We start from the raw sequence: 22131 nt of genomic DNA, 5'->3' as shown, positions 1-22131 counted from the left end.
CGCCCACCCCCACCCACCCGCCCCTTTTCCCCTCACGGGAGGGGACGGGCCGGAGGGGCCGGTGTTTGGGACGTAAAGCGACAGCAGTCCCAAACACCGGCCCCGCAGGTCCGTCACCGCACCCGACACCCACCCAGCCCGCCGCAGGCGCAACGGCGAGACGCCCCGCGGCGGGACGGCCAAGTACGTGCGGGGGCGCCGCAAAGCGCGCAAACGGCGACCAAGCCCCGCGGCGGGAGAGACGGGTACGTGCGGGGGCGCCGCAAAGCGCAACGGCGAGCGAGCCCCGCGGCGCCGCAGACAGGTACGTGGGATGACCTGCAGTTTTGCGCTTATTGCTCGGGTGTCAAGGTCTTGTTAACAAAAGTTTGCGGGTCCTAACGTTCCTGGACCGCCACCCCCGGCAGGTGTTCAAGGGCGAACGTGAGGTACCCCAAATGCTGACGATCCTCGGATTCGTCATGATCGGCGCGTTCCTGGTGCTGATCATGATGAAGAAGATGTCACCGATGGCAGCGCTCGTGCTGATTCCCGCGCTGTTCTGCGTCCTGGTCGGAAAGGGCGCGCACCTGGGCGACTACGTCCTCAAGGGCATCGGTGATCTGGCCCCCACGGCCGCGATGCTGATGTTCGCGATCATCTACTTCGGAGTGATGATCGACGTCGGGCTCTTCGACCCGGTCGTCCGCGGCATCCTCCGGTTCTGCAAGGCGGACCCGGTCCGTGTCGTGGTCGGTACCGCGCTGCTCGCCGGGATCGTCTCGCTCGACGGTGACGGCTCCACCACCTTCATGATCACCGTTTCGGCGCTCTACCCGCTCTACAAGCGACTGAAGATGAGCCTGGTCGTCATGACCGGCGTCGCCGCCACCGCCAACGGCGTGATGAACACCCTCCCGTGGGGCGGTCCGACCGCCCGTGCCGCCACCGCGCTCAAACTGGACGCCGGTGACATCTTCGTGCCGATGATCCCGGCCCTGGCCGTCGGGCTGGTCGCGGTCTTCGCCCTCGCGTACGTCCTCGGCCGGCGCGAGCGCAAGCGGCTCGGTGTGCTGACGCTCGGGGAGGCCCGGGTGGTCGACGAGACCGTCGAGGAGAAGGAGATCGAGCAGGTTCTGGTCGGCGCGGGCGCCGGCGGCAAGGGCGGGGCGGCGGCCGCCGCGCGCGGGACCGGTGGTGGCACCGGGGGCGCAGGAGCGGGCGCCGGCGACGGCGTTGACGACGACGGCGACCTCCAGGTGCTGGACCCGCACCGGACGACCCTGCGGCCCAAGCTCTACTGGTTCAACGCCGCGCTCACCGTCGCGCTGCTCACCCTGCTCATCCTGCAGACGCTGCCGATCCCGGTGCTCTTCCTGCTCGGTGCCGCGCTCGCGCTGACCGTCAACTTCCCGCACATGAAGGACCAGAAGGCCCGGGTCGCGGCGCACGCCGAGAATGTGCTCAACGTCTCCGGCATGGTCTTCGCCGCCGCCGTCTTCACCGGTGTGCTCACCGGCACCGGCATGGTCGAGCACATGGCCCGCTGGCTGGTCTCCGGCATCCCGGACGCGCTCGGCCCGCACATGGGCCTGGTCACCGGCGTCCTCAGCATCCCGCTGACGTACTTCATGTCCAACGACGGCTTCTACTTCGGCATCGTGCCGATCCTCGCCGAGGCCGGCGCCGCGCACGGTGTCGCTCCGGTGGAGATCGCCCGGGCCTCCCTCGTCGGGCAGGCGCTGCACATGTCCAGCCCGCTGGTCCCCGCCGTGTACGTCCTCGTCGGCATGGCGAAGGTCGAGTTCGGTGACCACACCCGGTTCACCGTCAAGTGGGCGGCCCTGACGTCCCTGGTCGTCCTGGGGGCCGGTCTGCTCTTCGGCATCCTCTAGAGGGCCGGGCACGCACAGACGACGGCGAACGAACCCGCGAGGCCCGGCAGAAGCTGGCCGCTGCGGCTGGTCATCACCTCACCTTCTCCTCGCGCAGGGAGCGGTGAGCATGGCCGGCCGGCGGTCTCCTACCGGGCCTTCGCCCTGGGCGAGAGGGGTCTCCCCTGCTCGAACGTAGTGGAGAGCTTGGGGAAGAACGTGCCGTCGGCGTGATCATCGGCGTCTACGCACTGCTGTCGCTGTCGCTGTCGTTGCCGCTGCCGTTGCTGGTGGCCGTGCCGCTCGGACGCCGTACCGACCACGGCCGGTGTTGCCCCGCTGCTGGTCGCCGGGGTGGCTCTGATCAGCGGCGGCTGTGGGCTGCTGCTGATCTCCGGCCACCAAGGGCCGTAAACAGCCCGGAAGGGACCGTAAGTAGACCGGAAGGGAACCGTAAGCGCAGGTCGGCAGGGTGGTGTGCAGCGCGGGACCGGCACCGGGCCGGACCCGCAGCGGCCTGCGAGGAGCAGCTGTGAACACCCCGAACGACACCCCCAGCCACGCCCCCGACGACACCCGCACCCGCACCCCCGTCACCGTCCTCGGCCTGGGCGCCATGGGGCGGGCGCTGGCCGGCGCCTTTCTGCGGGCCGGTCATTCCACGACCGTCTGGAACCGCACCCCGGGCCGGGCCGGCGAACTGGTCGCCCAGGGCGCGTCGTTGGCGGACACGGCGGCCGAGGCGGTGGCCGGCGCCCCGCTGGTGGTCGTCTGCGTGCTGGATGACGACGCGGCCCGGGCGATCCTGGAGCCGCTCGGTGCCCGGCTGTCCGGCCGGGTGCTGGTCAACCTCACCTCCGACACCCCCGAGCGGGCCCGGGCCATCGCCACCTGGGCCGCCGGGCACGGCATCGACTACCTCGACGGTTCGATCATGGTGCCGACCCCGGTCATCGGGAAGCCCGAGGCGACCGTCCTCTACAGCGGTGCCCGCGAGGCGTTCGAGACGTACGAGGCTACGCTCGGGGCGCTGGGCGGCCGGGCGCCGTTCCTCGGCGAGGACCCCGGCACGGCGGCGGTGTACGACCTCGCCCTGCTGGGCTTCTTCTTCTCGGCGATGGCCGGGCTGGTGCACGGCTTCGCGCTGGCGGGCGCGGAGGGCGTGGCGGCGAAGGACTTCGCGCCGTTCACCGGGACGATCGCCGGCATCCTGCCGCCGATCGCCGCGGGGATGGCCGAGGACCTGGAGCGCGGGGCCTACTCCGGTGATCAGGACAACCTCGTCATGGAGGCGACGGGCATCGCGCACGTCCTGGAGGCTGCCCGGCACCGCGGGCTCAACACCGAGGTGCTCGACGCGGTCAAGGGGCTTGCGGACCGCACCATCGCCGCCGGCCACGGCGGTGCCGGATTCATCAGCGTCATCGAGGAAATGCGGAGGTCCTCGACGGGCGCGTGACCCGGGCCGGTCCTGCTGCGCGGGTTGCGAGTGGCGACCGTCACCGGGGAGTGGCGCGGGGCTCCCTGGCGGCGGAAAACTACCGGCGCTAGTTTGGGCGACGACCAGGAGCCGGCGCGGGAGGACCACGACGTGAAGCAGCACGACGCGATGTACATCGACGGAAGCTGGCGGCCCGCCGAGGGTCGCGGAACGATCGAGGTCGTCAACCCGGCCGACGGACAGGTCATCGCGACCGTCCCGGCCGGGTCCGCCGAGGACGTGGACGCCGCGGTGCGCGCCGCCCGCGCCGCGCTCCCCGGCTGGGCCGCCACCCCGCCGCAGGAGCGCGCCGCCCGGCTGGCCGCGCTGCGCGACCAACTCGTGGCGCGCGCCGACGAGATCGCCGCCACCGTCACCGCCGAGCTCGGCGCCCCGCTCGCCTTCAGCAAGGCGGTGCACGCCGGGGCGCCGATCGCGGTCTGCGGTTCGTACGCCGAACTGGCCGGTACGTACGCCTTCGAGGAGAAGATCGGCAACTCCACGGTGCTGCACGAACCGGTCGGCGTGGTCGGGGCGATCACGCCCTGGAACTACCCGCTGCACCAGGTCGTCGCCAAGGTGGCGCCGGCGCTCGCCGCGGGCTGCACGGTGGTGCTGAAGCCCGCCGAGGACACCCCGCTGGTGGCCCAGCTGTTCGCCGAGTGCGTGGACGCGGCCGGGATACCCGCCGGGGTGTTCAACCTCGTCACCGGTCTCGGCCCGGTCGCCGGCCAGGCGCTCGCCGCGCACGACGGGATCGACCTGGTCTCTTTCACCGGCTCCACGGCCGTCGGCCGGAAGATCGGCGCACTGGCCGGTGCCGCGGTCAAGCGGGTGGCGCTGGAGCTCGGCGGCAAGTCCGCCAACGTCATCCTCCCCAGCGCCGACCTCGCCAAGGCGGTCGCCGTCGGGGTCGCCAACGTCATGGCCAACTCGGGCCAGACCTGCAGCGCCTGGACCCGGATGCTGGTGCACCGGGACCGGTACGACGAGGCCGTCGAGCTGGCGGCCGCCGCGGCCGCCAAGTACGTCCCCGGCGAGAAGATCGGCCCGCTGGTCAACGCCACCCAGCAGGCTCGGGTGCGCGGCTACATCGAGCGGGGCGTCGCCGAGGGCGCGCGGCTCGTCGCCGGCGGCCCCGAGGAGCCCCTGGCCGCGGGCTGCTACGTCCGCCCGACCGTCTTCGCGGACGTCACACCGGAGATGACCATCGCCCAGGAGGAGATCTTCGGCCCGGTGCTGTCGATCCTCGCCTACGAGGACGAGGACGACGCCGCCCGGATCGCCAACGGCACCGTCTACGGCCTGGCCGGCGCGGTCTGGGCCGGCGACGAGGCCGAAGCGGTCGCCTTCGCCCGCCGGCTGGAGACCGGCCAGGTCGACATCAACGGCGGCCGCTTCAACCCGCTCGCCCCGTTCGGCGGCTACAAACAGTCCGGCGTCGGACGGGAGCTGGGCCGGCACGGCCTGACCGAATACCTTCAGACCAAGTCCCTGCAGTTCTGACAGTCCGCACCGCTCCGGCAGCCCGACCCGGCTGACCGACCCCGCCCCCGCCCCGCCCCCGTCCTTGGCCCGAGGAGTTCCCGTGGTCCGCGCCGCCGTCCTGCCCGCCGTCAACGCCCCGCTGACGATCACCGAGATCGACCTGCCCGAGCCCGGCCCCGGCCAGGTCCGCATCCGGCTCGCCGCGGCCGGCGTCTGCCACTCCGACCTCTCCCTGTCCAACGGCACCCTGCGCCAGCCCGCGCCGGCCGTCCTCGGGCACGAGGGCGCGGGCACGGTCACCGCGGTGGGCCCCGACGTGACCTCGGTGGCGGTGGGCGACCAGGTCGTCCTCAACTGGGCGCCGTCCTGCGGCGACTGCCACTTCTGCGGGCTCGCCGAGCCCTGGCTGTGCGTGAACTCCGGCCTCGCCGCGAACGCCCCGTACGCCACCACCGCCGACGGCACCGAGCTCTACCCCGGCCTCGGCACCGCCGCCTTCGCCGAGGAGACCGTGGTGCCCGCGCGGGCCGCGCTGCCGCTGCCGGACGGGGTGCCGCTCGCCGATGCCGCACTGCTCGGCTGCGCGGTGCTGACCGGCTGGGGCGCTGTCCACCACAGCGCCCGGGTGCGCGCGGGGGAGTCGGTGGCGGTGTTCGGCGTGGGCGGGGTGGGGCTGGCCACGATCCAGGCGGCCCGGATCGCGGGGGCCGCGTCGATCGTCGCGGTCGACGTCTCCCCGGCGAAGGAGGAACTGGCCCGGGCCGCGGGCGCCACCGACTTCGTGACCGCCGGCGAGGACACCGCCCGGCGGATCCGCAAGCTCACCGGGGGGTTGGGCACCGATGCCGCGGTGGAGTGCGTGGGCCGCGCCGACACCATCCGTACGGCCTGGTCGGCCACCCGGCGCGGCGGCCGGACCACGGTGGTCGGCATCGGCGGACAGGAGCAGCAGGTGACCTTCTCGGCGCTGGAGCTCTTCTACTTCGGCCGGACGCTGTCCGGCTGCGTCTACGGCAACAGCGACCCGGCCCGCGATCTGCCGGTCATCGCCGGGCACGTCCGTTCCGGCGCGCTGGACCTGTCGCAGCTGGTCACCGACCGCATCGGCCTCGACGGCATCCCGGCCGCCTTCGACGCGATGCTCGCCGGGAAGGGCGGCCGGTCCCTGGTGGTCTTCTAGAGCCCCGCGGTGGTCCGCGTCAGGCCGGGACCCGGCGCAGCCGGGAGAACGCCGGTGCCGCCGCCAGGAAGACCAGCGAGACCAGCACGAACGGCCAGGTGAAGGTGTGGCCGCCGGATGGGGCGAGGAGGGCGGCCAGCGCCGGGGTGACGGCGGTGGCGGTGGCCGCACCGGCCACCGCGTACGCCAGGCTCCAGCCGTCCGGGGCCAGGAACCCCCCGCACAGCGCCATCGCGACCAGCACCGCGTTGTAGCCCATGGTCCCCTCGGCGACCTGATCGGCCGGGGCGCCGAGGGCCCAGGCGGTGCCGGTCCCGACCACGCTGCCGACGCAGGCCAGCGCCCCGGCCCGGCGGGACGCGGCGAAGATGCCGGCGAGGAAGATCAGGCCGACGTACCACTGCGGCATGAAGAAGATCTGCCCGACGTTGGCGAAGAACGCGTGCCAGAGGTCGCCGGCGGTGAGGGAGACCGGGCCGGCGGCCGGCCGGGGGAGCGCGGCCGGGCCCGCGTCCTGGTGCCACACGCGCCGGAAACCGGGCGCGGCCAGCGTCAGCGCACTCGCGGTCAGGCAGAACGGCAGGGTGAAGGCCGGCAGCTCCCAGACCGCCAGGATCCGTCCGGCGGCGCTCGTGAGGACGGTGACCAGCGCACTGCCGGCCAGGGCGAGCAGCGCGGTGGAGAGGTGGCCCGGACCGAGGAAGACCGCGCAGGCGACCGCCACCAGGCAGGCGTTGAAGCCTTCCAGCCCCGCGGTGATCCGGCTCCGGTCCACGCCGAGGGCGCGTGCGGTGGCGGTGCCGATCGCGGTGCCTATCAGCCCGTAGAGCCCGTACTCCCACCCCGCCGCGAACAGGGCCACCGTGAACACCACACCGGTCAGCGCGTTCGGCAGGAAGTCGACCTGCGCCTGACCGCGCAGCACCTCGACGACGAACCGTCCGTAAGGGGCCCGGAAGGGGCCGCCGAGGGCCGTGCCCGACTCGTGCACACCGCCTCCCGCGCAATGTCCCGGCTGCCCCTGCCTGTCAGAGGCGTGCGCACTTTACAGCCGTTGTCAGCTACCCGGCGGTACGCGTTCGGGGTGCTGCAGGGCCAGTCCGTCCACCAGTGCCCGCAGCCCGGTCTCGAAGGCGCCCTCGTCGACCTGGCGCTGATGCTCCGCCAGGAGGTGCGCCTGGCCCAGGTGCGGATAGTCGGCCGGGTCGTAGGCGCTCGGGTCGTCGACGAAGCCGCGGGCGAACGAGCCCAGCGCCGAGCCGGCGACGAAGTAGCGGACCATCGCGCAGATCCGGGTGGCCTGTGCGGGCGGCCAGCCCGCCTCGACCATCCCGCCGAAGGCCGCGTCGGCCATCTTCAGCCCGGCGGGGCGGCGGCCGGGGCCCTGGGCGAGGAACGGCACGATCTGCGGATGGGCGGCGAGCGCGGCGCGGTAGGAACGGGCCCAGCCGAGCAGGCCGGTGCGCCAGTCACCGCGCGCCGCCGTGAACGCCGAGACGTCGACCTGGGCGATGACCGTGTCGGCGACCGCGTCGAGGATCTCGTCCTTGGTGGTGAAGTGGTTGTAGAGGGACGGGCCGCTGACCCCGAGTTCGGCGGCGAGACGCCGGGTCGAGAGCGCCGGGAGCCCCTCGGAGTCGATCAGCGCGAGCGCCGTGGAGACGATGCGCTCCCGGCTCAGCAGGGGCTTGCGGGGTCGGGCCATGAGCCACATAGTAGAGGCTGTTCCGCAAAAACTAGCAGTGCTAATTAAATGCCCTTCTCCTCGTCCACAAGGGGTCCGAGATGAATCTGGAGCTCAGCGCGGAGCAGACCGCGGTCCGGCAGCTCGCCCGGGACTTCGTCGACCGCGAGGTCGCGCCGCACGCCGCCGCCTGGGACCGCGCCGAGAAGGTCGACCGCGGCATCGTGAAGACCCTCGGCGACCTCGGCTTCCTCGGCCTGACCGTCCCCGAGGAGTACGGCGGCTCCGGCGGCGACCACCTCTCCTACGTCCTGGTCACCGAGGAACTGGGCCGCGGCGACTCCTCCGTGCGCGGCATCGTCTCGGTCTCCCTCGGGCTGGTGGCCAAGACTCTCGCCGCCTGGGGCGACGTACACCAGAAGCGACAGTGGCTGCCCCGGCTCACCTCCGGCGAGGCGGTCGGCTGCTTCGGCCTCACCGAGCCCGGCACCGGCTCCGACGCCGCCCACCTCGCCACCCGCGCGGTCCGCGACGGCGACGCCTACGTCATCAACGGCGCCAAGACGTTCATCACCAACGGCACCTGGGCCGACGTGGTGCTGCTCTTCGCCCGCACCGGCGACGCCCCCGGACACCGGGGCATCAGCGCCTTCCTGGTCCCCACCGACACCCCCGGTCTGGAACGCCGCGAGATCCACGGCAAGCTCGGGCTGCGTGGCCAGGCCACCGCCGAACTGGTCCTGGACGGCGTCCGGGTGCCGGCCGGGGCGATGCTCGGCCCCGAGGGCAAGGGCTTCTCGGTCGCGATGTCCGCGCTGGCCAAGGGCCGGATGTCGGTCGCCGCGGGCTGCGTCGGCATCGCCCAGGCCGCCCTGGACGCAGCCCTGGGCTACGCGGGCCAGCGCGAGCAGTTCGGCAAGCCGATCGCCGGGCATCAGCTGGTCCAGGAGCTGATCAGCGACATCGCCGTGGACGTCGAGGCCGCCCGCCTGCTGACCTGGCGGGTCGCCGATCTGATCGACCGCGGCGAGCCGTTCACCACCGCCGCCTCCCAGGCCAAGCTGTTCGCCTCCGAGGCCGCGGTGCGCGCCGCCAACAACGCCCTCCAGGTCTTCGGCGGCTACGGCTACATCGACGAATACCCCGTCGGCAAACTGCTCCGGGACGCCCGGGTGATGACGCTCTACGAAGGCACCAGCCAGATACAGAAGCTGGTCATCGGCCGCGCGCTGACCGGGGTCTCGGCCTTCTGAGCACCCGCCCGGTACGCCGCCGCACCCGGGGCGGGGCCCCCGGACGCCCCTAAGCGCTTGCTCACCAGCCAGGTATGGTGTTCGATCCGTCAGAGGAAGGTCCCTGGCGGATCGAGGAGCGGGGTGCGCGATGGGTGCGGCGGCACAGCGGGCTGCTGAGGAGAGCGAGGAGTGGGCCGGGGTGACCCCGGACGCCGCGCGACGGCTGGTCAGCGCCGCCGTCGAGGCGTTCGCCGAGCGCGGCTACCACGCCACCACCACCCGCGACATCGCCGGCCGGGCCGGGATGAGCCCGGCCGCCCTCTACATCCACTACAAGACCAAGGAAGAGCTGCTCTACCGCATCAGCGGCATCGGCCACGAGAAGGCGCTGCGCATCATAAGCGCCGCCGCCGAGGCCGAGGGCAGCGCCACCGAACGGCTCCGCGACGCGGTGCGCACCTTCGCCCGCTGGCACGCCGAGCACCACACCACCGCCCGGGTCATCCAGTACGAGCTCCAGGCGCTGAGCCCCGAGCACTACACCGAGATCGCCGGGCTGCGCCGCCGCACCGACCGGCTGCTGCGGCAGATCATCCAGGACGGCGCGGACAGCGGGGAGTTCCGCGCCGACGACGTACCGGGCACCACCCTCGCGGTGCTGTCCCTCTGCGTCGACGTCGCCCGCTGGTTCTCCGTGGACGGCCCGCGCACCCCCGACGAGGTCGGCGCCCTCTACGCCGATCTCGTGCTGCGCATGGTGGGCGCCCAGTAAGACACCCGTAACTCCGGAGCAGCGACGAAGAGGAGCACCCCGTGCGCATCGTGGTCAGCGAGTTCATGAGCCTGGACGGCGTCGTACAGGCGCCGGGCGGACCCGACGAGGACACCGACGGCGGCTTCGCCCACGGCGGCTGGTCGCACCCGTACTTCGACCCGGAGGTCATGGGCGGCGCCATCAGCGACGCGGTGGCCACGACGGAGGCCCTGCTGTTCGGCCGCCGCACCTGGCAGACCATGGCCGCGGCCTGGCCCGAGCGGGCCGGCGACCCGTTCGCGGACCATATGAACGCCGTCCGCAAGTACGTGGTGACCGGCACCCTCGGCGACGCCGACCTGACCTGGAACAACACCACCCGGATCCCGGCTGACGGGGCCGTCGCCCGGATCCGCGACCTGCACGACGCCGACGGCGGCGACCTCCACGTCATGGGCAGCCCGACGCTCGTCCGCACCCTGCTGACCGAGGGCCTGGTCGACGAACTCCGGCTCATGATCATGCCGGTGCTGCTCGGCGGCGGGAAGACGATCTTCCCCGCGGACGGCGGACGGCGCCCCCTCGAACTGGTCTCGACGGTCACCACCGGCACGGGCGTCCACGTGGCCACGTACCGGCCCGCCGAGAAGGGCTGACGGGGCGGGAAGGGCTGACGGGGCGGGGGAAGGGCTGACGGGCCGGAAGGGCTGAGCGGAACGACGAAACGGGGCGCCGGCGCGGGGTCCCCGCCCGTACGCTGCGCCCATGTCATCCGTCATCGTGGACGCACGCGAGGTGGCGGAGGAGACCGGCCGGCGCCTTCGCCGCGTACGCACGCTGCTGGGCGTCACCGCCTGGACCGGGGACGTCGGTGGCGGGCTCCGGCACGAGGCCGATTACCTCGTCGAGGTCGACGGGAACCTGGACCGGCCGGCCCTGGAGTGGTCCAAGCACTCCGCCTTCGGCTGGTTCGGACCCGCCGACCTGCACCGCCTCACGGAGGACCGCGCGCCCGGCGAGCTGCTGATCCACGACCTCATCGCCCAGGTCGTGAACGGCCTGCCGGAGGCCGGCGCCTGAGGGACACTTCCGGGCGGAGACCTCACAGGGGAGCCACCCCTCAGGGGACGCACCAGGGGAGGCACCAGGGGGCCAGGAGGCGGTCCCTACAGGTAGAACCGGCTGACCGATTCGGCGACGCACACCGGCTTGTCGCCGCCCTCGCGTTCGATCGTCACGACCGTGGTGAGCTGGACGCCGCCGGTCACCTCGGTCACCTCCGCGAGCTTCGCGGTGGCGCGGAGCCGGGAGCCGACCGGGACGGTGGCGGGGAAGCGGACCTTGTTGGTGCCGTAGTTGATCCCCATCTTCACGTTGTCCACCCGCATCAGCTGCGGGACGAGGGCGGGCAGCAGCGACAGCGTCAGATAGCCGTGCGCGATGGTGGTGCCGAACGGGCCGGCCGCGGCCTTCTCCTGGTCGACGTGGATCCACTGGTGGTCCCCGGTGGCGTCCGCGAACAGATCGATCCGCTTCTGGTCGACCTCCAGCCAGTCACTGGGGCCGAGCTCCTCGCCGACCGCGGCCCGCAGTTCGTCGAGCGATCCAAACACTCGGGGCTCTGCCATCTCCGTCTGCCTCCTCGGGATCCGTTCGCCGCCGTCGTCACCGGCCGGACGCTTACTAAGCGCTTGCTCAGAATGCGGAGTGCGACCGCCGGCTGTCAACGCCCGGGCCGCGATCAGCGGAAGCCGGATCAGCGGAAGCCGGATCAGCGGAAGCCGGATCAGCGGAAGCCGGATCAGCGAAGCTGGATCTTCGAAAGCCAGGGGGAGACACCCCGTAGGCTGGAAAGGTGCCCCAGCTTCCGTACAAGGTTCACGAACTCACCGTCGGCCAGCTCTCCGCGCGCAGTGGCGCCGCGGTCTCCGCGCTGCACTTCTACGAGTCCAAGGGACTGATCAGCAGCACCCGGACGGCCGGCAACCAGCGGCGCTACACCCGTGACGCACTGCGCCGGGTCGCCTTCGTCCGGGCGGCGCAGCGGGTCGGGATCCCGCTCGCGGTGATCCGGGACGCGCTGGCGGAGCTGCCGGACGAGCGCACCCCCAACCGCGACGACTGGGCCAGGCTCTCCCAGGTCTGGCGCACCGAACTGGACGAGCGGATCAGCCAACTCGTCGAACTGCGCGACCGGTTGACCGACTGCATCGGCTGCGGCTGTCTGTCGCTGGAGCGGTGCAAGCTGTCCAACCCCTACGACAACCTGGGCGAACGGGGGCCGGGCGCACGGCGGTTGCGGGTCGACCGCGCCACCAAGGACCCGGAGGGCGCCCAGCCCCGCGAGGGCGGGGACCAACCGCGGGAGGACGGGGACCGGCCGCGCGAGGGCGCCGGCCGGTTCCGCGCGCAGGGCGCACGGCGCGGTACGGGTGACGAGCAGGAGTGCGTGCGCGACGACCAGCGCTGCTAGCCGGCGCGACGGTCCGCGCGGCCCAGGCCCCGTGAGGAGCTGTTTCCGCTCTCCAAAGACAGTGCTGCGGCGATCAGTTCGGCGTTGTCGGCGGCCGGGCGGCCGTCCGGCAGCAGCAGGGTGTCCTCGATGCCGATCCGGGTGTCCAGGCCCAGCTCGACGGCGAGCCGCAGCACCGGCCAGGCGCCGCCGTCCCAGCCGTGCAGCAGCACCGGGCGGCCGTGCGCCCCGGCGGCCACCTCGGCGAGCAGCGCGCGGGCGGTGGCCGGCGCCGACCCGGCGTCGGTGTCGGTGACTTCGGCGAGTACCCGCAGGACCCGTGGCGCGAGCGGTGAGCGGAGGAACCGTCCCGGACCCGGAGTGCCCGACCAGAGGCCGGCCTCCACGCCGATGCCGCGCTCCAGCAGGGCGGCGGCCAGCGCCTCGGCGCCCTCCTCGTGCCAGTTCACCGAGGCGTGATCAGGTAGCACCGTCCACGACCGTATGCGCTCCACGCGGCGGTCGGGGACGCTCCCGGGCCCGTCGGACGGGGCGGGCGGGTCCGGCTCGGTCCAGGCGCCGGTCGTCACCCCCACCGGGACGTCCACCGCCGCCTTGACGGCCTCCAGGGCGGGGCCCACCACGCGCGGCGAGAGCGAATCCCTGCCGCACGGGGTCTTGGGGTGGACATGGACATTCTCGGCGCCGGCCGCCACCGCCCGCCGCGCCGCCTCCGCGAGCGTGGCCGGCGACATCGGCACGGCTCCCGAATCGGCCGCGGTCCGGGGCCCGTTGAGACATACCTGCAGCATGTTTCCCAGCATGCCACCGGGGTCTGACAACGGCCTGACGCCAGGTCCGACAACGGCCCGACGCCAGGGTCTGGCAGCGGTGTCAGGTGACGGGATGCGGTAACGGGGTCCGGCAGCGGGGTTACGCGACGGGGTCGGACAACGGGCTCCGGTCGTACGCGACGCCGGTTCAGGCCGCCGCGAACGCCCCCGCGTGGTGCGTCCGGTGGGCGGCCCGCAGCGTGTCGGGGGTCAGTACGGACACCGGGGCCAGCACACCGCACTGGCGGCAGGCCGGGCCGGGTGCCGGGGCGTCCGCGGCCTCCGGGAGCCAGGCGAAACGGGTGGAGCCGCAGACGGGGCAGTCGTGGCGCGGCCGGCCGGCCTCCATGGCCGTGATCATGCGGTGCAGCACCACCGCGAGCCGGACCGCCGGATGCCGGTGCGGTGACTCGCACGGCACGATGTCACAGCCGCCCCAGGTGCGGCGGTGCCAGTCGTCGAGGGCGCCGACCTGCCGGATGCCGTCGTGCTTCTCCTTGCGGCGCCGGGCGGCGAACTCCTCCTCGTACGCGAGCCAGAGGCTACGGGCCTCCTCCAGCTCGGTGAGCGCGGCGACCAGCCGCTCCGGGTCCGGATCGCGGTCCTGGGTCGCGATACCGGCCCGGGTGCACAGATGGTGCCAGGTGGCACGGTGCCCGTAAGGGGCGAACCGTTCAAGGCACTTGCGCAGGGCGGTGCGGCGCTGGGCCGCGACGAGTCGTGGATTGCGGACCTGTTCTGCGAGGGCTCTGAAACCGGCCATTTCATCCCACCTCCGGGGAGGACCCGACTGGACGGGGATGGGACGTAACCGATCACCAGCCGGATCCCTCGAATTTTTTTGCGGTTTCGCGAGCGATGTTCCGACGTGTCGGGCGGCCAACTGCCGCTGTCTGTGCGGAAGAAGAAAAGATGACGGTTGTTCATCTTCCGGCCGGGGATAACCGCCGGTAACGTCCCGCCCACCCTCTTTCCCCGCACCCTCGTGGAGCAGCGGGAGACCCCCATCGAGGAGCAGGAATGCGACGACGTACCGGACGGCTCAGGACTGCGGCGGTGGCAGCCCTGTGCGCCTTGGGTGCCACGCTCGTGGCGCCACCCCCCATCGCGGCCGCCACCGCGGCCGACGAGCCCCACGACTACTGCCAGGGCCAGTGCGGCGACATCCTGCCGCCCGGCGCCACCGGCAACGCCACCCTGGTGGAGATCCTCGGCAACAAGATGTTCGGCACCCACCCCGAGCACTCCACCGACCAGCTCGGCCCGTACGCCGCGCTGGCCGGCGGCTACCGGTCGCTCACCGACGACACCCTCACCCACTTCTTCAACGACGCGTCCTTCGGCGTCCCGGCGGACCAGGTGGGCAAGGTCACCACGCCCCGCGACGACGTGACCATCACCCGCGACAAGAAGACCGGCGTCCCGCACATCAAGGGCACCACCCGCTACGGCACCGAATTCGGCGCCGGCTACGCGGCGGGTCAGGACCGGCTCTGGCTGATGGACCTCTTCCGCCACATCGGCCGCGGCGAGCTGACCTCCTTCGCCGGCGGCGCACCCGCCAACCAGGGCCTGGAGCAGGAGTTCTGGCCGCAGGCGCCGTACACCGAGAAGGACCTCCAGGACCAGGTCGACTACATCAGGGACCACAACGGGGAGCGCGGCAAGCAGGCCATGGCGGACGCCCAGGCCTACGTGGACGGCATCAACGCCTACCGCGAACAGTCCAAGAACGGCCGCTACTTCCCCGGCGAATACGTCCTCACCGGCCACATCGACGCGATCACCAACGCCGGGGAGATCCAGCCCTTCAAGCTCACCGACCTGATAGCCCTGGCCTCCGTCGTCGGCGGCCTCTTCGGCAACGGCGGGGGCGGCGAGGTCACCAACGCCCTGTCGCTGCTCGCCGCCCAGCAGAAGTACGGCGTGAAGAAGGGCACCGAGGTCTGGGAGTCCTTCCGGGAGCGCAACGACCCCGAGGCCGCCACGACCCTGCACGACGGCCAGAGCTTCCCCTACGCCGTCAAACCGGACAAGGCCCAGGGAACGGCACTGCCCGACCGCGGCTCGGTCACCCCCGAACCCCTGGTCTTCGACCGGGCCGGCGCCGCCACGGCCAAGGGCGGGACCGCGCCCCAGGACCCGGTCAGGGCCCCGAAGAAGTACCGGAAGCTGGAGGGCCTCTTCAAGGACGGGGTGCTTCCCAAGGGGAGCTTCAACCCCACCCAGCACCGAGGGATGTCCAACGCCCTGCTGGTCTCCGGCAAGCACACCGAAAGCGGCCACCCGGTCGCCGTCTTCGGCCCGCAGACCGGGTACTTCGCGCCGCAGCTGCTGATGCTCCAGGAGATCCAGGGCCCCGGCATCAGCGCCCGCGGCGCCTCCTTCGCCGGCGTCGGAATGTACATCCAGCTCGGCCGCGGCCAGGACTACGCCTGGAGCGCCACCTCCGCCGGCCAGGACATCACCGACACCTACGCCGTCGACCTGTGCAACCAGGACGGCTCGCCGGCCACCAAGGACTCCACCTCCTACCGCTACCACGGCGCTTGCGTCCCGATGGAGAAGCTGGAGCGCACCAACTCCTGGAAGCCCACCGTCGCCGACCCGACCGCGGCCGGCTCGTACCGGATGCAGGTCTTCCGCACCAAGTACGGCACGGTCACCCACCGCGCCACCATCGGCGGCAAGCCCGTCGCCTACACCGCGCAGCGCTCCACCTACCGCCACGAGGCCGACTCGATCATCGGCTTCCAGATGTTCAACGACCCCTCGGCCGTGCACGACGCGAGGTCCTTCCAGCAGGCCGCGGCCCACATCGGCTACGCCTTCAACTGGTTCTACGCCGACTCCCGCGACATCGCGTACTTCAACAGCGGCCTCAACCCCGTCCGCAATCCCGACGTCGACCCCTCCCTGCCGGTCCGGGCGGACGACGCCTACGAGTGGCACGGCTACGACCCCGCCACCAACACCAGCGACTACACCCCGCCCGCACAGCACCCGCAGTCGGTCGGCCAGGACTACTACATCTCCTGGAACAACAAACAGGCCAAGGACTACGACTCGGCCGGCTTCGGCAACGGCCCGGTGCACCGCGCCAACCTGCTGGACGACCGGGTGCGCGCGCTGACCCAGGAGGGCGGGGTCACCCGGGCGTCCCTCACCCGCGCGATGTCCGAGGCCGCGGTCACCGACCTGCGCGGTGAGGACGTACTGCCCGAACTCCTGCGGGTGCTGGGCAGCAAGCCGGTCACCGACCCGGCGCTGAAGACCGCCGTCCAGCAGCTGGCGGCCTGGCGCAAGGACGGCGCCCAACGCCGGGAGACCAGCCCCGGCTCGCACACCTACACCCACCCCGACGCGGTCCGTCTGATGGACGCCTGGTGGCCGCTGATGATCGAGGGTGTCTTCAAGCCCGGCCTCGGCGACGACCTGTACGGCGCCCTCACCTCCGACCTCGGCATCGACGAGTCACCGTCGGCGGGCCACGGCCCCACGGGGGCGCACGCCGGATCCGCGTTCCAGTACGGCTGGTGGTCGTACGCGGACAAGGACCTGCGCTCCGTACTGGGCGATTCGGTCAAGGCTCCGCTGGCCCAGCGGTACTGCGGCGGCGGAGACCTGTCCGCCTGCCGTGACACCCTGCTGACCACCCTCCGGCAGGCCACCGCCAGGACGGCCGAGCAGGTCTACCCGGGCGACGCCAGTTGCAAGGCCGGCGACCAGTGGTGCGCGGACGCGATCGTCCACCGTGCGGTCGGCGGGCTGACCCACGACACCATCAGCTGGCAGAACCGGCCGACCTTCCAGCAGGTGGTGGAGTTCCCCGCCCACCGGTAGGAAGCAGGCAGCAGGACCACGAAGGCCCCGGAGCCCGCGAGGCGGCGCGCCGGGGCCCTCGTGCGTCACCACCCCTGCACCGGCCGTGATGGAGGGCTTGGCTATGCTGCACAGTCCTGAATTCCAGGCACGGGAAAGCGAGTACGAGTAGGGGCGCATGGCCTTGTCCGGACCGCAGCAGTACCCGACGGAGCTGCTTGACACCACGATGGACCAGCTGCGCACGCTGATCGTCGTCCACGAGGCGGGCACCGCGCTGGGCGCCGCCCGCCGGCTGGGCCGCGAACAGTCCAGTGTGCAGAAGCAGTTGGACACCCTGAACCGTACCTTCGCCGCGCTGTGCGGCGAGGAGCTGGTGCGCAAACAGGGGCGCGGCCGGGACGCCCTGTTCACCGCGACCGGTGAGGCACTGGTCGGGCTGGCCCGCCGCACGCTGGGGGAGTGGGCCGAGGGCGTGCACGACGCCCGGCGCCGGCTCGGCCGGACCCTGTCGGTCGGCACCACCCGCTACACCCTCGGCTTCCTGCTCGACGCCGCGGAACGGGTCAGCGAGGACTACGCGCGCGAGAACGTCGACCTCAAGGTCACGCACGTCCGCACCGGTGACCTCTTCACCAAGCTGCGCAGCACCGAACTCGACCTGGTCTGCGGCAGCGTGGTGGTCACCGAGGGCGAAGAAACGGAACTGCTGGCCCCCTACGAGGTCATGGAGTGGCGGCGCAGCGGCCTCTCCCTGCTGACCAACCTGCCACCGGACCGGCTTCCCGGCGCCTCCCTCCCCGCCCACGAGCTGGACCGGCTGCCCCTGGTGATCTCCCCGCGCGGACTCATCGGCCGCTTCCTGACCGCCTGGTACGGCACCGACTACCGCCAGAAGCTCTCCATAGCGGCCGAGATAGAGGCCGCCCACTACGGCTTCGAACTGCTGCGTTCGGGCCTGGTGAGCGGTGCGATGCTGGTCACCCGGGGCATCGGCGAGGCCGCCGCGGACGGTCGGCTCCCGGAGGCCGGGGGCTTGCGCACCCTGGAGATCGTCGGGGACGTGGGCCCGCGGACCGAGGTCCTGGTCGGCGTCTTCACCCGGCGCGGGGAGCGGGCCTCGTACCCGCCCGGCCATCCGCTCAACCTCCTGTGGAAGGCGCTGTCGGCGGAGAACGAGCGCTGGTGGCTCCAGTCGTGAACGCCGCAGGACGTCAACCCCTGGGCCGACGCCGGAGGTTTCGTCCGGCACCGGCCGCTCTCCGCCGCGGCGCTCAGCCCAGGTCGCGCTCCCGGGTCTCCGGCAGTGCCAGCACGCACGCCAGCGAGACCACCGCCATGGCGCTGACGTACCAGCCCACCGAGGCGGAGCCGAACGAGGACTGGAGCCGGGTGGCGACCAGCGGGGCCACCGCGCCGCCCAGCACGCCGCCGAGGTTGTACGCGAGCGAGGCGCCCGAGTAGCGCACCGTCGTGCCGAACAGCTCCGGCAGGAACGCGCCCATCGGGCCGTAGACCACGCCCATGCAGAACAGCGCCCCGCCGATGCCGAGCGCGACCAGCACCGGCTGGCGGGTGTCCAGCAGCGGGAAGAGCGCCGGGCCCCAGACGACGGCGCACCCGCTGCCGAGCAGGACCAGCTTACGGCGGCCGGCCCCGTCCGAGCGGGTGGCGGCGAGCCAGGTGCCGGCGGCGAGGAACAGGCAGGCGACGAGGGACAGCCCCAGCATGGTGTTGCGGGAGATGCCCAGGGTGCCGGTGGCGTACGAGAGGCAGTAGGTGGTGGCGGTGTAGAAGAGGCCGTACGCGATGATCATGCCGCCGGCGCCCAGCAGCAGTTCGCGCGGATGGCGGCGCAGTACGTCGGCCGCGGGGACCCTGCCGGCTTCCTGGGCGTCCCGTACCCGGGCGAACACCGGGGTCTCGCTGATCTTCAGCCGGACGAACAGCCCGACGCCGACCAGGAGGAAGGACAGCAGGAACGGCACCCGCCAGCCCCACGACCGGAACGCCGCGTCGTCGAGCCCGGACGACAGCAGCCAGAAGACTCCGGTCGCCGCGAAGAAGCCGACCGAGGGGCCGAGTTGGGGGAAGGCGGCGTACAGGCCCCGGCGGCCGCGCGGGGCGTGCTCGACGGCCAGCAGTGCGGCCCCGCCCCATTCACCGCCCAGCCCGATGCCCTGCAGGAAGCGGAGGAGGATCAGCAGCAGCGGGGCCCAGATGCCCCAGGTGCCGTAGCCCGGCAGCAGACCGACGAACGCGGTGGACAGCCCCATCAGCAGCAGTGAGGCGACCAGTACGGACTTGCGGCCCACCCGGTCGCCGAAGTGGCCGAATATCACCGACCCGAGGGGCCGGGCGGCGAACGCCACCGCGTAGGTGGAGAAGGACGCGAGGGTGGCGTTCACCGGGGCGAGGGTCGGGAAGAACGCTTGGTTGAGGACGAGCGCGGCGGCCGTCCCGTAGATGTAGAAGTCGTAGAACTCGATGGCCGTCCCGATGAACGAGGCCACGGCGACGCGCCGCAGGCTCTCCTTGCTCTCCGCGGGCGCTGCCGCGGCCTGGTCCGAAGTGGTTTCACTCTGCACCTGTCGCACTCTCAGGTGGTCGGCCGAGCCAGTCAATACGTGGGATGCGTGATCTCGGTGCATGAGATGACGCCGGGGTGCGAGTGGCGTTCCGCTGCGATGCGGAAATGGCCATTTCTCGGCGCAACCGGATAGCTCTTCCGGGAGTCCTCAGAAAGGGAATCGGTCGACGTTCGGCTCTCCGTGGGGCGACGAACGGCGGCCGGTGGCCGGAACAATGGGGGTGTGAAGGGCTGACCGGTACCGGGATTGAAGGATTCCGTTTGGCTTCCCGCGGCACGCCGATTCCGTCCCGGCAATCCGCTGTAGTGCAGCATAAGAAAGATATTCGCTTCAACTACTCGACCGTAGTTTACCTTTGGCTGGTTGCCGAGGGCGCGTGGCGTGAACTATGCTCCAAGTGGGGGTCATTCAAAGGTTTGGTGACACTTCGTTTGGTGTCACAGAATCAAATGAAGTGGACATCACGCGGCCGGCCCGAGCCGACTTTTCACTCTTCACTCTGAGTGCGGTGAGGGCCGATCCTGCTGCGGGGGGAGCAGAGGTACATACTCTCGGCCTGATCCGCGCCGACTCTCCGTGCAGCAGCACGGGGAGGTAATTCCATACGCGATCTTCTGTAGGCCAGGTCCGGTGCTGCAACGGCCGACGGGGTGCCGTGGCGAGGACTGAAGCATTGCTGTACGCCGGGGCCGACCGACCCCGGCGCGCAGGCGTGAACATGGTTCACCAGTGGTTCTTCTGAACGGGGGAAAAGAAGTGACCCAAGTGGTCGGACTTCATCTGGGTACAAACGTCGACATTCCCGTATCGATAGCGTTCCTTCCGGGAGTCTCCGTCATCTCCTTGCTGGCCGATGTCCTCGGCGTCGCACAGGGCGTACCGGTGAGCCGGCGCAGGCTGCTGCGGAAGGCCTGCCCCGAGTATCTGGCGGATGTGATGGGACCGATCACCGCGGGCGGCTCCCTGCACATTCCCGAGTCCCTCCTGATGCGGGGGGAACTCAAGGAAAGCAGTATGCGCGAGGAGGTCCGGCGCATTGCCGAGATGCCGCCGGACGCACTCCTCACCGACCTGGCGCGCACATACGGTGGAGAAGTGCCGCCGGCCTGGCGCAAGGCCACGGACAATCCCGTCGACTTCCTGAATGCATATGCCGGGCTGGCGCGAAAGGTATGGGACGCGGTGGCCCCCGTATGGCAACAGGGAAAACCCTTACTGGAAAGGGAAATCGAGCGCGCGGGAGTGGCCTCGGTCACCGGAACGATGAGCGCGTTCCTCGCGAATCTCAGCCCGCGTATCGCCTTCGTCGACGGAAACATCCTGCTGCCCGACCACGCACCGATCGAAAAGGGCGTCACGGTACGAAAATTGACGCTCATGCCGCTGGTCTCCGGCACCCGCGCCTGCGCCTACCACGTCGACCGGCACGGCCACATGTACCTCGGCTATCCCATCGCCGGCCTCGCCCCGCTCCTGCAGGGCGAGGCCGCACGGGCGGAGACGGCCGCCGATGCGCTCGCCATGATGCTCGGCGACCTGCGGGCCGACATCCTCCGGACGGGCAACCAGGCCGTCACCATGGGGAAGCTGGCCGACCTGCTGCACTGCACCGCCGGCACGGTGACGTACCACTGCCGGCAACTGGAACAGGCCGGTCTCCTCTCCCGCGAACGGCGCGGCCGGGAAGTCCGGATACTGCGCACTCTGCGGGGCGACGCACTGGTGGACGCTCTGTCATGACGAAGACGACCACGAACACGACGAACACGGCGAGCACGATGAACACGACCGGCGTGACCGGTGTGAGGGACGCGACGGGCATGGCCGAGCGACGCGCACCGCGCCCCCTCCGCCTCGTCGTCCTGGTCTCGGGCTCCGGCACGAACCTCCAGGCCCTCCTCGACGCGATCGCCGCCGATCCGGCGGGCTTCGGCGCGGAGATCGTCGCGGTCGGTGCCGACCGGCCGGGCATCACCGGTCTGGAGCGTGCGCAGCGCGCCGGACTGCCGACCTTCGTGTGCCGGGTGAAGGACCACGCCACCCGCGAGGAGTGGGACGAGGCCCTGGCCGAGGCGACCGCGGCGTACCGGCCGGACCTGGTGGTCTCGGCCGGCTTCATGAAGATCGTCGGCAAGGCGTTCCTCGCCCGGTTCGGCGGCCGCGTCATCAACACGCACCCGGCCCTGCTGCCCAGCTTCCCCGGCGCCCACGGCGTACGCGACGCACTCGCCCACGGCGTCCAGGTGACCGGCTGCACGGTGCACCTCGTCGACGACGGCGTGGACACCGGCCCGATCATCGCGCAGGGCGTGGTGCAGGTGCGTGACGAGGACGACGAGGACACGCTGCACGAACGCATCAAGGAGGTCGAGCGCGGACTGCTCGTCGACGTCGTACGACGGATCGCCCGGAACGGCTACCGGGTGGTGGGGCGAAGAGTCCTGATTCCCTGAAGGAGCGTGCTGATTTTTTGAGCGCGGCGATGGCCGTGGCCTCGTTGCCGGTCGGGCAAGGGGGCCACGGCCACCGTCATGTCAAGTCATCTCAGGTCAGGCGATCAGCCCCGGGATGGTGCCCTCGTGGGCGGTGCGCAGTTCGCTGAGCGGGATGCTGAACTGGCCCTGGAGGTCGATCTCTTCGCCGTCGATGACTCCGATGCAGGTGGCCGGCAGGCCCCGGACGGTGCACATGTCGGTGAAGCGGACTTCCTCGCTGCGCGGTACGGCGACGACGGCACGGCCCGCCGACTCGGAGAAGAG

The 22131-nt window shown here is 71.6% G+C and carries 20 protein-coding genes and 1 pseudogene; 14 read left to right on the top strand and 7 right to left on the bottom strand.

Annotated elements, in window-relative coordinates; translation table 11 throughout:
* The first annotated feature begins 437 nt into the window (after positions 1-437).
* The 5 genes and pseudogenes from IG62_RS0138255 (at position 438) to IG62_RS0138235 (ending at position 6001) form a co-directional block, all read left to right on the top strand.
* Complete coding sequence (locus IG62_RS0138255; RefSeq protein ID WP_030814897.1) at positions 438-1874, top strand: CitMHS family transporter; 1437 nt, start codon at positions 438-440, stop codon at positions 1872-1874.
* A 60-nt stretch (positions 1875-1934) separates the two neighbouring features.
* A pseudogene (locus tag IG62_RS49330) lies at positions 1935-2237 on the top strand (hypothetical protein); the annotation flags it as partial.
* Between the two features lie 148 nt (positions 2238-2385).
* A complete protein-coding gene (locus IG62_RS0138245; RefSeq protein ID WP_030814894.1) occupies positions 2386-3312 on the top strand; it encodes an NAD(P)-dependent oxidoreductase in 927 nt (308 codons plus the stop codon).
* A 132-nt stretch (positions 3313-3444) separates the two neighbouring features.
* Positions 3445-4839 (top strand): aldehyde dehydrogenase family protein, encoded by a 1395-nt coding sequence (locus tag IG62_RS0138240; protein WP_030814892.1) that lies wholly within the window; start codon positions 3445-3447, stop codon positions 4837-4839.
* 82 nt (positions 4840-4921) lie between these two features.
* Positions 4922-6001, top strand: coding sequence for a Zn-dependent alcohol dehydrogenase (locus IG62_RS0138235; protein WP_030416396.1), 1080 nt, complete (start codon positions 4922-4924; stop codon positions 5999-6001).
* Positions 6002-6020: 19 nt separating this feature from the next.
* Here IG62_RS0138235 and IG62_RS0138230 read toward each other — a convergent pair whose 3' ends face one another.
* Together IG62_RS0138230 and IG62_RS0138225 are read right to left on the bottom strand one after the other, a co-directional pair.
* A complete protein-coding gene (locus IG62_RS0138230) occupies positions 6021-6992 on the bottom strand; it encodes an urea transporter (protein WP_030814888.1) in 972 nt (323 codons plus the stop codon).
* Between the two features lie 66 nt (positions 6993-7058).
* Positions 7059-7706: a TetR/AcrR family transcriptional regulator gene (locus IG62_RS0138225; protein WP_030814885.1), complete on the bottom strand. Its 648-nt coding sequence runs from the start codon at positions 7704-7706 to the stop codon at positions 7059-7061.
* Between the two features lie 80 nt (positions 7707-7786).
* On the opposite strand from IG62_RS0138225, the gene IG62_RS0138220 reads away from it, so the two are divergent.
* From IG62_RS0138220 to IG62_RS0138205, 4 genes are all read left to right on the top strand, one after another.
* Entirely contained in the window at positions 7787-8938 is a 1152-nt protein-coding gene (locus IG62_RS0138220) for an acyl-CoA dehydrogenase family protein (protein WP_030814882.1), read from the top strand.
* A gap of 130 nt (positions 8939-9068) precedes the next feature.
* Entirely contained in the window at positions 9069-9692 is a 624-nt protein-coding gene (locus IG62_RS0138215) for a TetR/AcrR family transcriptional regulator (protein ID WP_030814880.1), read from the top strand.
* Positions 9693-9733: 41 nt separating this feature from the next.
* Positions 9734-10330: a dihydrofolate reductase family protein gene (locus IG62_RS0138210; protein ID WP_030814878.1), complete on the top strand. Its 597-nt coding sequence runs from the start codon at positions 9734-9736 to the stop codon at positions 10328-10330.
* A gap of 109 nt (positions 10331-10439) precedes the next feature.
* A complete protein-coding gene (locus IG62_RS0138205; protein WP_234326914.1) occupies positions 10440-10754 on the top strand; it encodes a hypothetical protein in 315 nt (104 codons plus the stop codon).
* Positions 10755-10840: 86 nt separating this feature from the next.
* On the opposite strand, the gene IG62_RS0138200 is transcribed toward IG62_RS0138205, so the two are convergent.
* Positions 10841-11302, bottom strand: a complete 462-nt coding sequence (locus IG62_RS0138200) for a MaoC family dehydratase (protein ID WP_030814872.1) — start codon at positions 11300-11302, stop codon at positions 10841-10843.
* A 227-nt stretch (positions 11303-11529) separates the two neighbouring features.
* On the opposite strand from IG62_RS0138200, the gene soxR reads away from it, so the two are divergent.
* Positions 11530-12147, top strand: a complete 618-nt coding sequence (gene soxR / locus IG62_RS0138195) for a redox-sensitive transcriptional activator SoxR (RefSeq protein WP_234326913.1) — start codon at positions 11530-11532, stop codon at positions 12145-12147.
* Here soxR and IG62_RS0138190 read toward each other — a convergent pair.
* Both IG62_RS0138190 and IG62_RS0138185 read right to left on the bottom strand, forming a co-directional pair.
* The gene (locus tag IG62_RS0138190) at positions 12144-12938 is read right to left on the bottom strand and encodes a 3-keto-5-aminohexanoate cleavage protein (protein ID WP_037840343.1); all 795 of its coding nucleotides are present in this window, start codon (positions 12936-12938) and stop codon (positions 12144-12146) included. The genes soxR and IG62_RS0138190 overlap by 4 nt on opposite strands.
* 169 nt (positions 12939-13107) lie before the next feature.
* Positions 13108-13722 (bottom strand): hypothetical protein, encoded by a 615-nt coding sequence (locus tag IG62_RS0138185; protein ID WP_030814865.1) that lies wholly within the window; start codon positions 13720-13722, stop codon positions 13108-13110.
* 257 nt (positions 13723-13979) lie between these two features.
* Between IG62_RS0138185 and IG62_RS0138180 the strand changes: the two genes are divergently transcribed.
* The gene (locus IG62_RS0138180) at positions 13980-16802 is read left to right on the top strand and encodes a penicillin acylase family protein (protein WP_030814863.1); all 2823 of its coding nucleotides are present in this window, start codon (positions 13980-13982) and stop codon (positions 16800-16802) included.
* 157 nt (positions 16803-16959) lie between these two features.
* Positions 16960-17982: a LysR family transcriptional regulator gene (locus IG62_RS0138175; protein ID WP_030814859.1), complete on the top strand. Its 1023-nt coding sequence runs from the start codon at positions 16960-16962 to the stop codon at positions 17980-17982.
* Positions 17983-18055: 73 nt separating this feature from the next.
* Here IG62_RS0138175 and IG62_RS0138170 read toward each other — a convergent pair whose 3' ends face one another.
* The gene (locus IG62_RS0138170) at positions 18056-19369 is read right to left on the bottom strand and encodes an MFS transporter (RefSeq protein WP_030814856.1); all 1314 of its coding nucleotides are present in this window, start codon (positions 19367-19369) and stop codon (positions 18056-18058) included.
* A gap of 732 nt (positions 19370-20101) precedes the next feature.
* On the opposite strand from IG62_RS0138170, the gene IG62_RS0138165 reads away from it, so the two are divergent.
* Both IG62_RS0138165 and purN read left to right on the top strand, forming a co-directional pair.
* A complete protein-coding gene (locus tag IG62_RS0138165) occupies positions 20102-21112 on the top strand; it encodes an ArsR/SmtB family transcription factor (protein ID WP_158795178.1) in 1011 nt (336 codons plus the stop codon).
* An 80-nt stretch (positions 21113-21192) separates the two neighbouring features.
* Positions 21193-21825: a phosphoribosylglycinamide formyltransferase gene (gene purN / locus IG62_RS0138160; RefSeq protein WP_030814851.1), complete on the top strand. Its 633-nt coding sequence runs from the start codon at positions 21193-21195 to the stop codon at positions 21823-21825.
* A gap of 96 nt (positions 21826-21921) precedes the next feature.
* Here the strand turns inward: purN and IG62_RS42770 are convergent.
* A partial coding sequence (locus IG62_RS42770; RefSeq protein ID WP_037840340.1) for a hypothetical protein occupies positions 21922-22131 on the bottom strand: 210 nt, incomplete at its 5' end.

The organism is Streptomyces sp. NRRL S-337 (assembly GCF_000720175.1).
Classification (GTDB): Bacteria; Actinomycetota; Actinomycetes; order Streptomycetales; family Streptomycetaceae; genus Streptomyces; species Streptomyces siderophoricus.
The sequence above is the reverse complement of the archived record's forward strand: the minus strand, read 5'-3'. Positions and strand labels throughout refer to the sequence as shown.

Coding starts and splice junctions, on each gene's coding strand:
- IG62_RS0138255 (WP_030814897.1), top strand. CDS start 438: ATGCTGACGATCCTCGGATTCGTCATGATCGGCGCGTTCCTGGTGCTG.
- IG62_RS0138225 (WP_030814885.1), bottom strand. CDS start 7,706: ATGGCCCGACCCCGCAAGCCCCTGCTGAGCCGGGAGCGCATCGTCTCC.
- IG62_RS0138220 (WP_030814882.1), top strand. CDS start 7,787: ATGAATCTGGAGCTCAGCGCGGAGCAGACCGCGGTCCGGCAGCTCGCC.
- IG62_RS0138215 (WP_030814880.1), top strand. CDS start 9,069: ATGGGTGCGGCGGCACAGCGGGCTGCTGAGGAGAGCGAGGAGTGGGCC.
- IG62_RS0138205 (WP_234326914.1), top strand. CDS start 10,440: ATGTCATCCGTCATCGTGGACGCACGCGAGGTGGCGGAGGAGACCGGC.
- IG62_RS0138200 (WP_030814872.1), bottom strand. CDS start 11,302: ATGGCAGAGCCCCGAGTGTTTGGATCGCTCGACGAACTGCGGGCCGCG.
- IG62_RS0138190 (WP_037840343.1), bottom strand. CDS start 12,938: ATGCTGCAGGTATGTCTCAACGGGCCCCGGACCGCGGCCGATTCGGGA.
- IG62_RS0138185 (WP_030814865.1), bottom strand. CDS start 13,722: ATGGCCGGTTTCAGAGCCCTCGCAGAACAGGTCCGCAATCCACGACTC.
- IG62_RS0138180 (WP_030814863.1), top strand. CDS start 13,980: ATGCGACGACGTACCGGACGGCTCAGGACTGCGGCGGTGGCAGCCCTG.
- IG62_RS0138175 (WP_030814859.1), top strand. CDS start 16,960: ATGGCCTTGTCCGGACCGCAGCAGTACCCGACGGAGCTGCTTGACACC.
- purN (WP_030814851.1), top strand. CDS start 21,193: ATGGCCGAGCGACGCGCACCGCGCCCCCTCCGCCTCGTCGTCCTGGTC.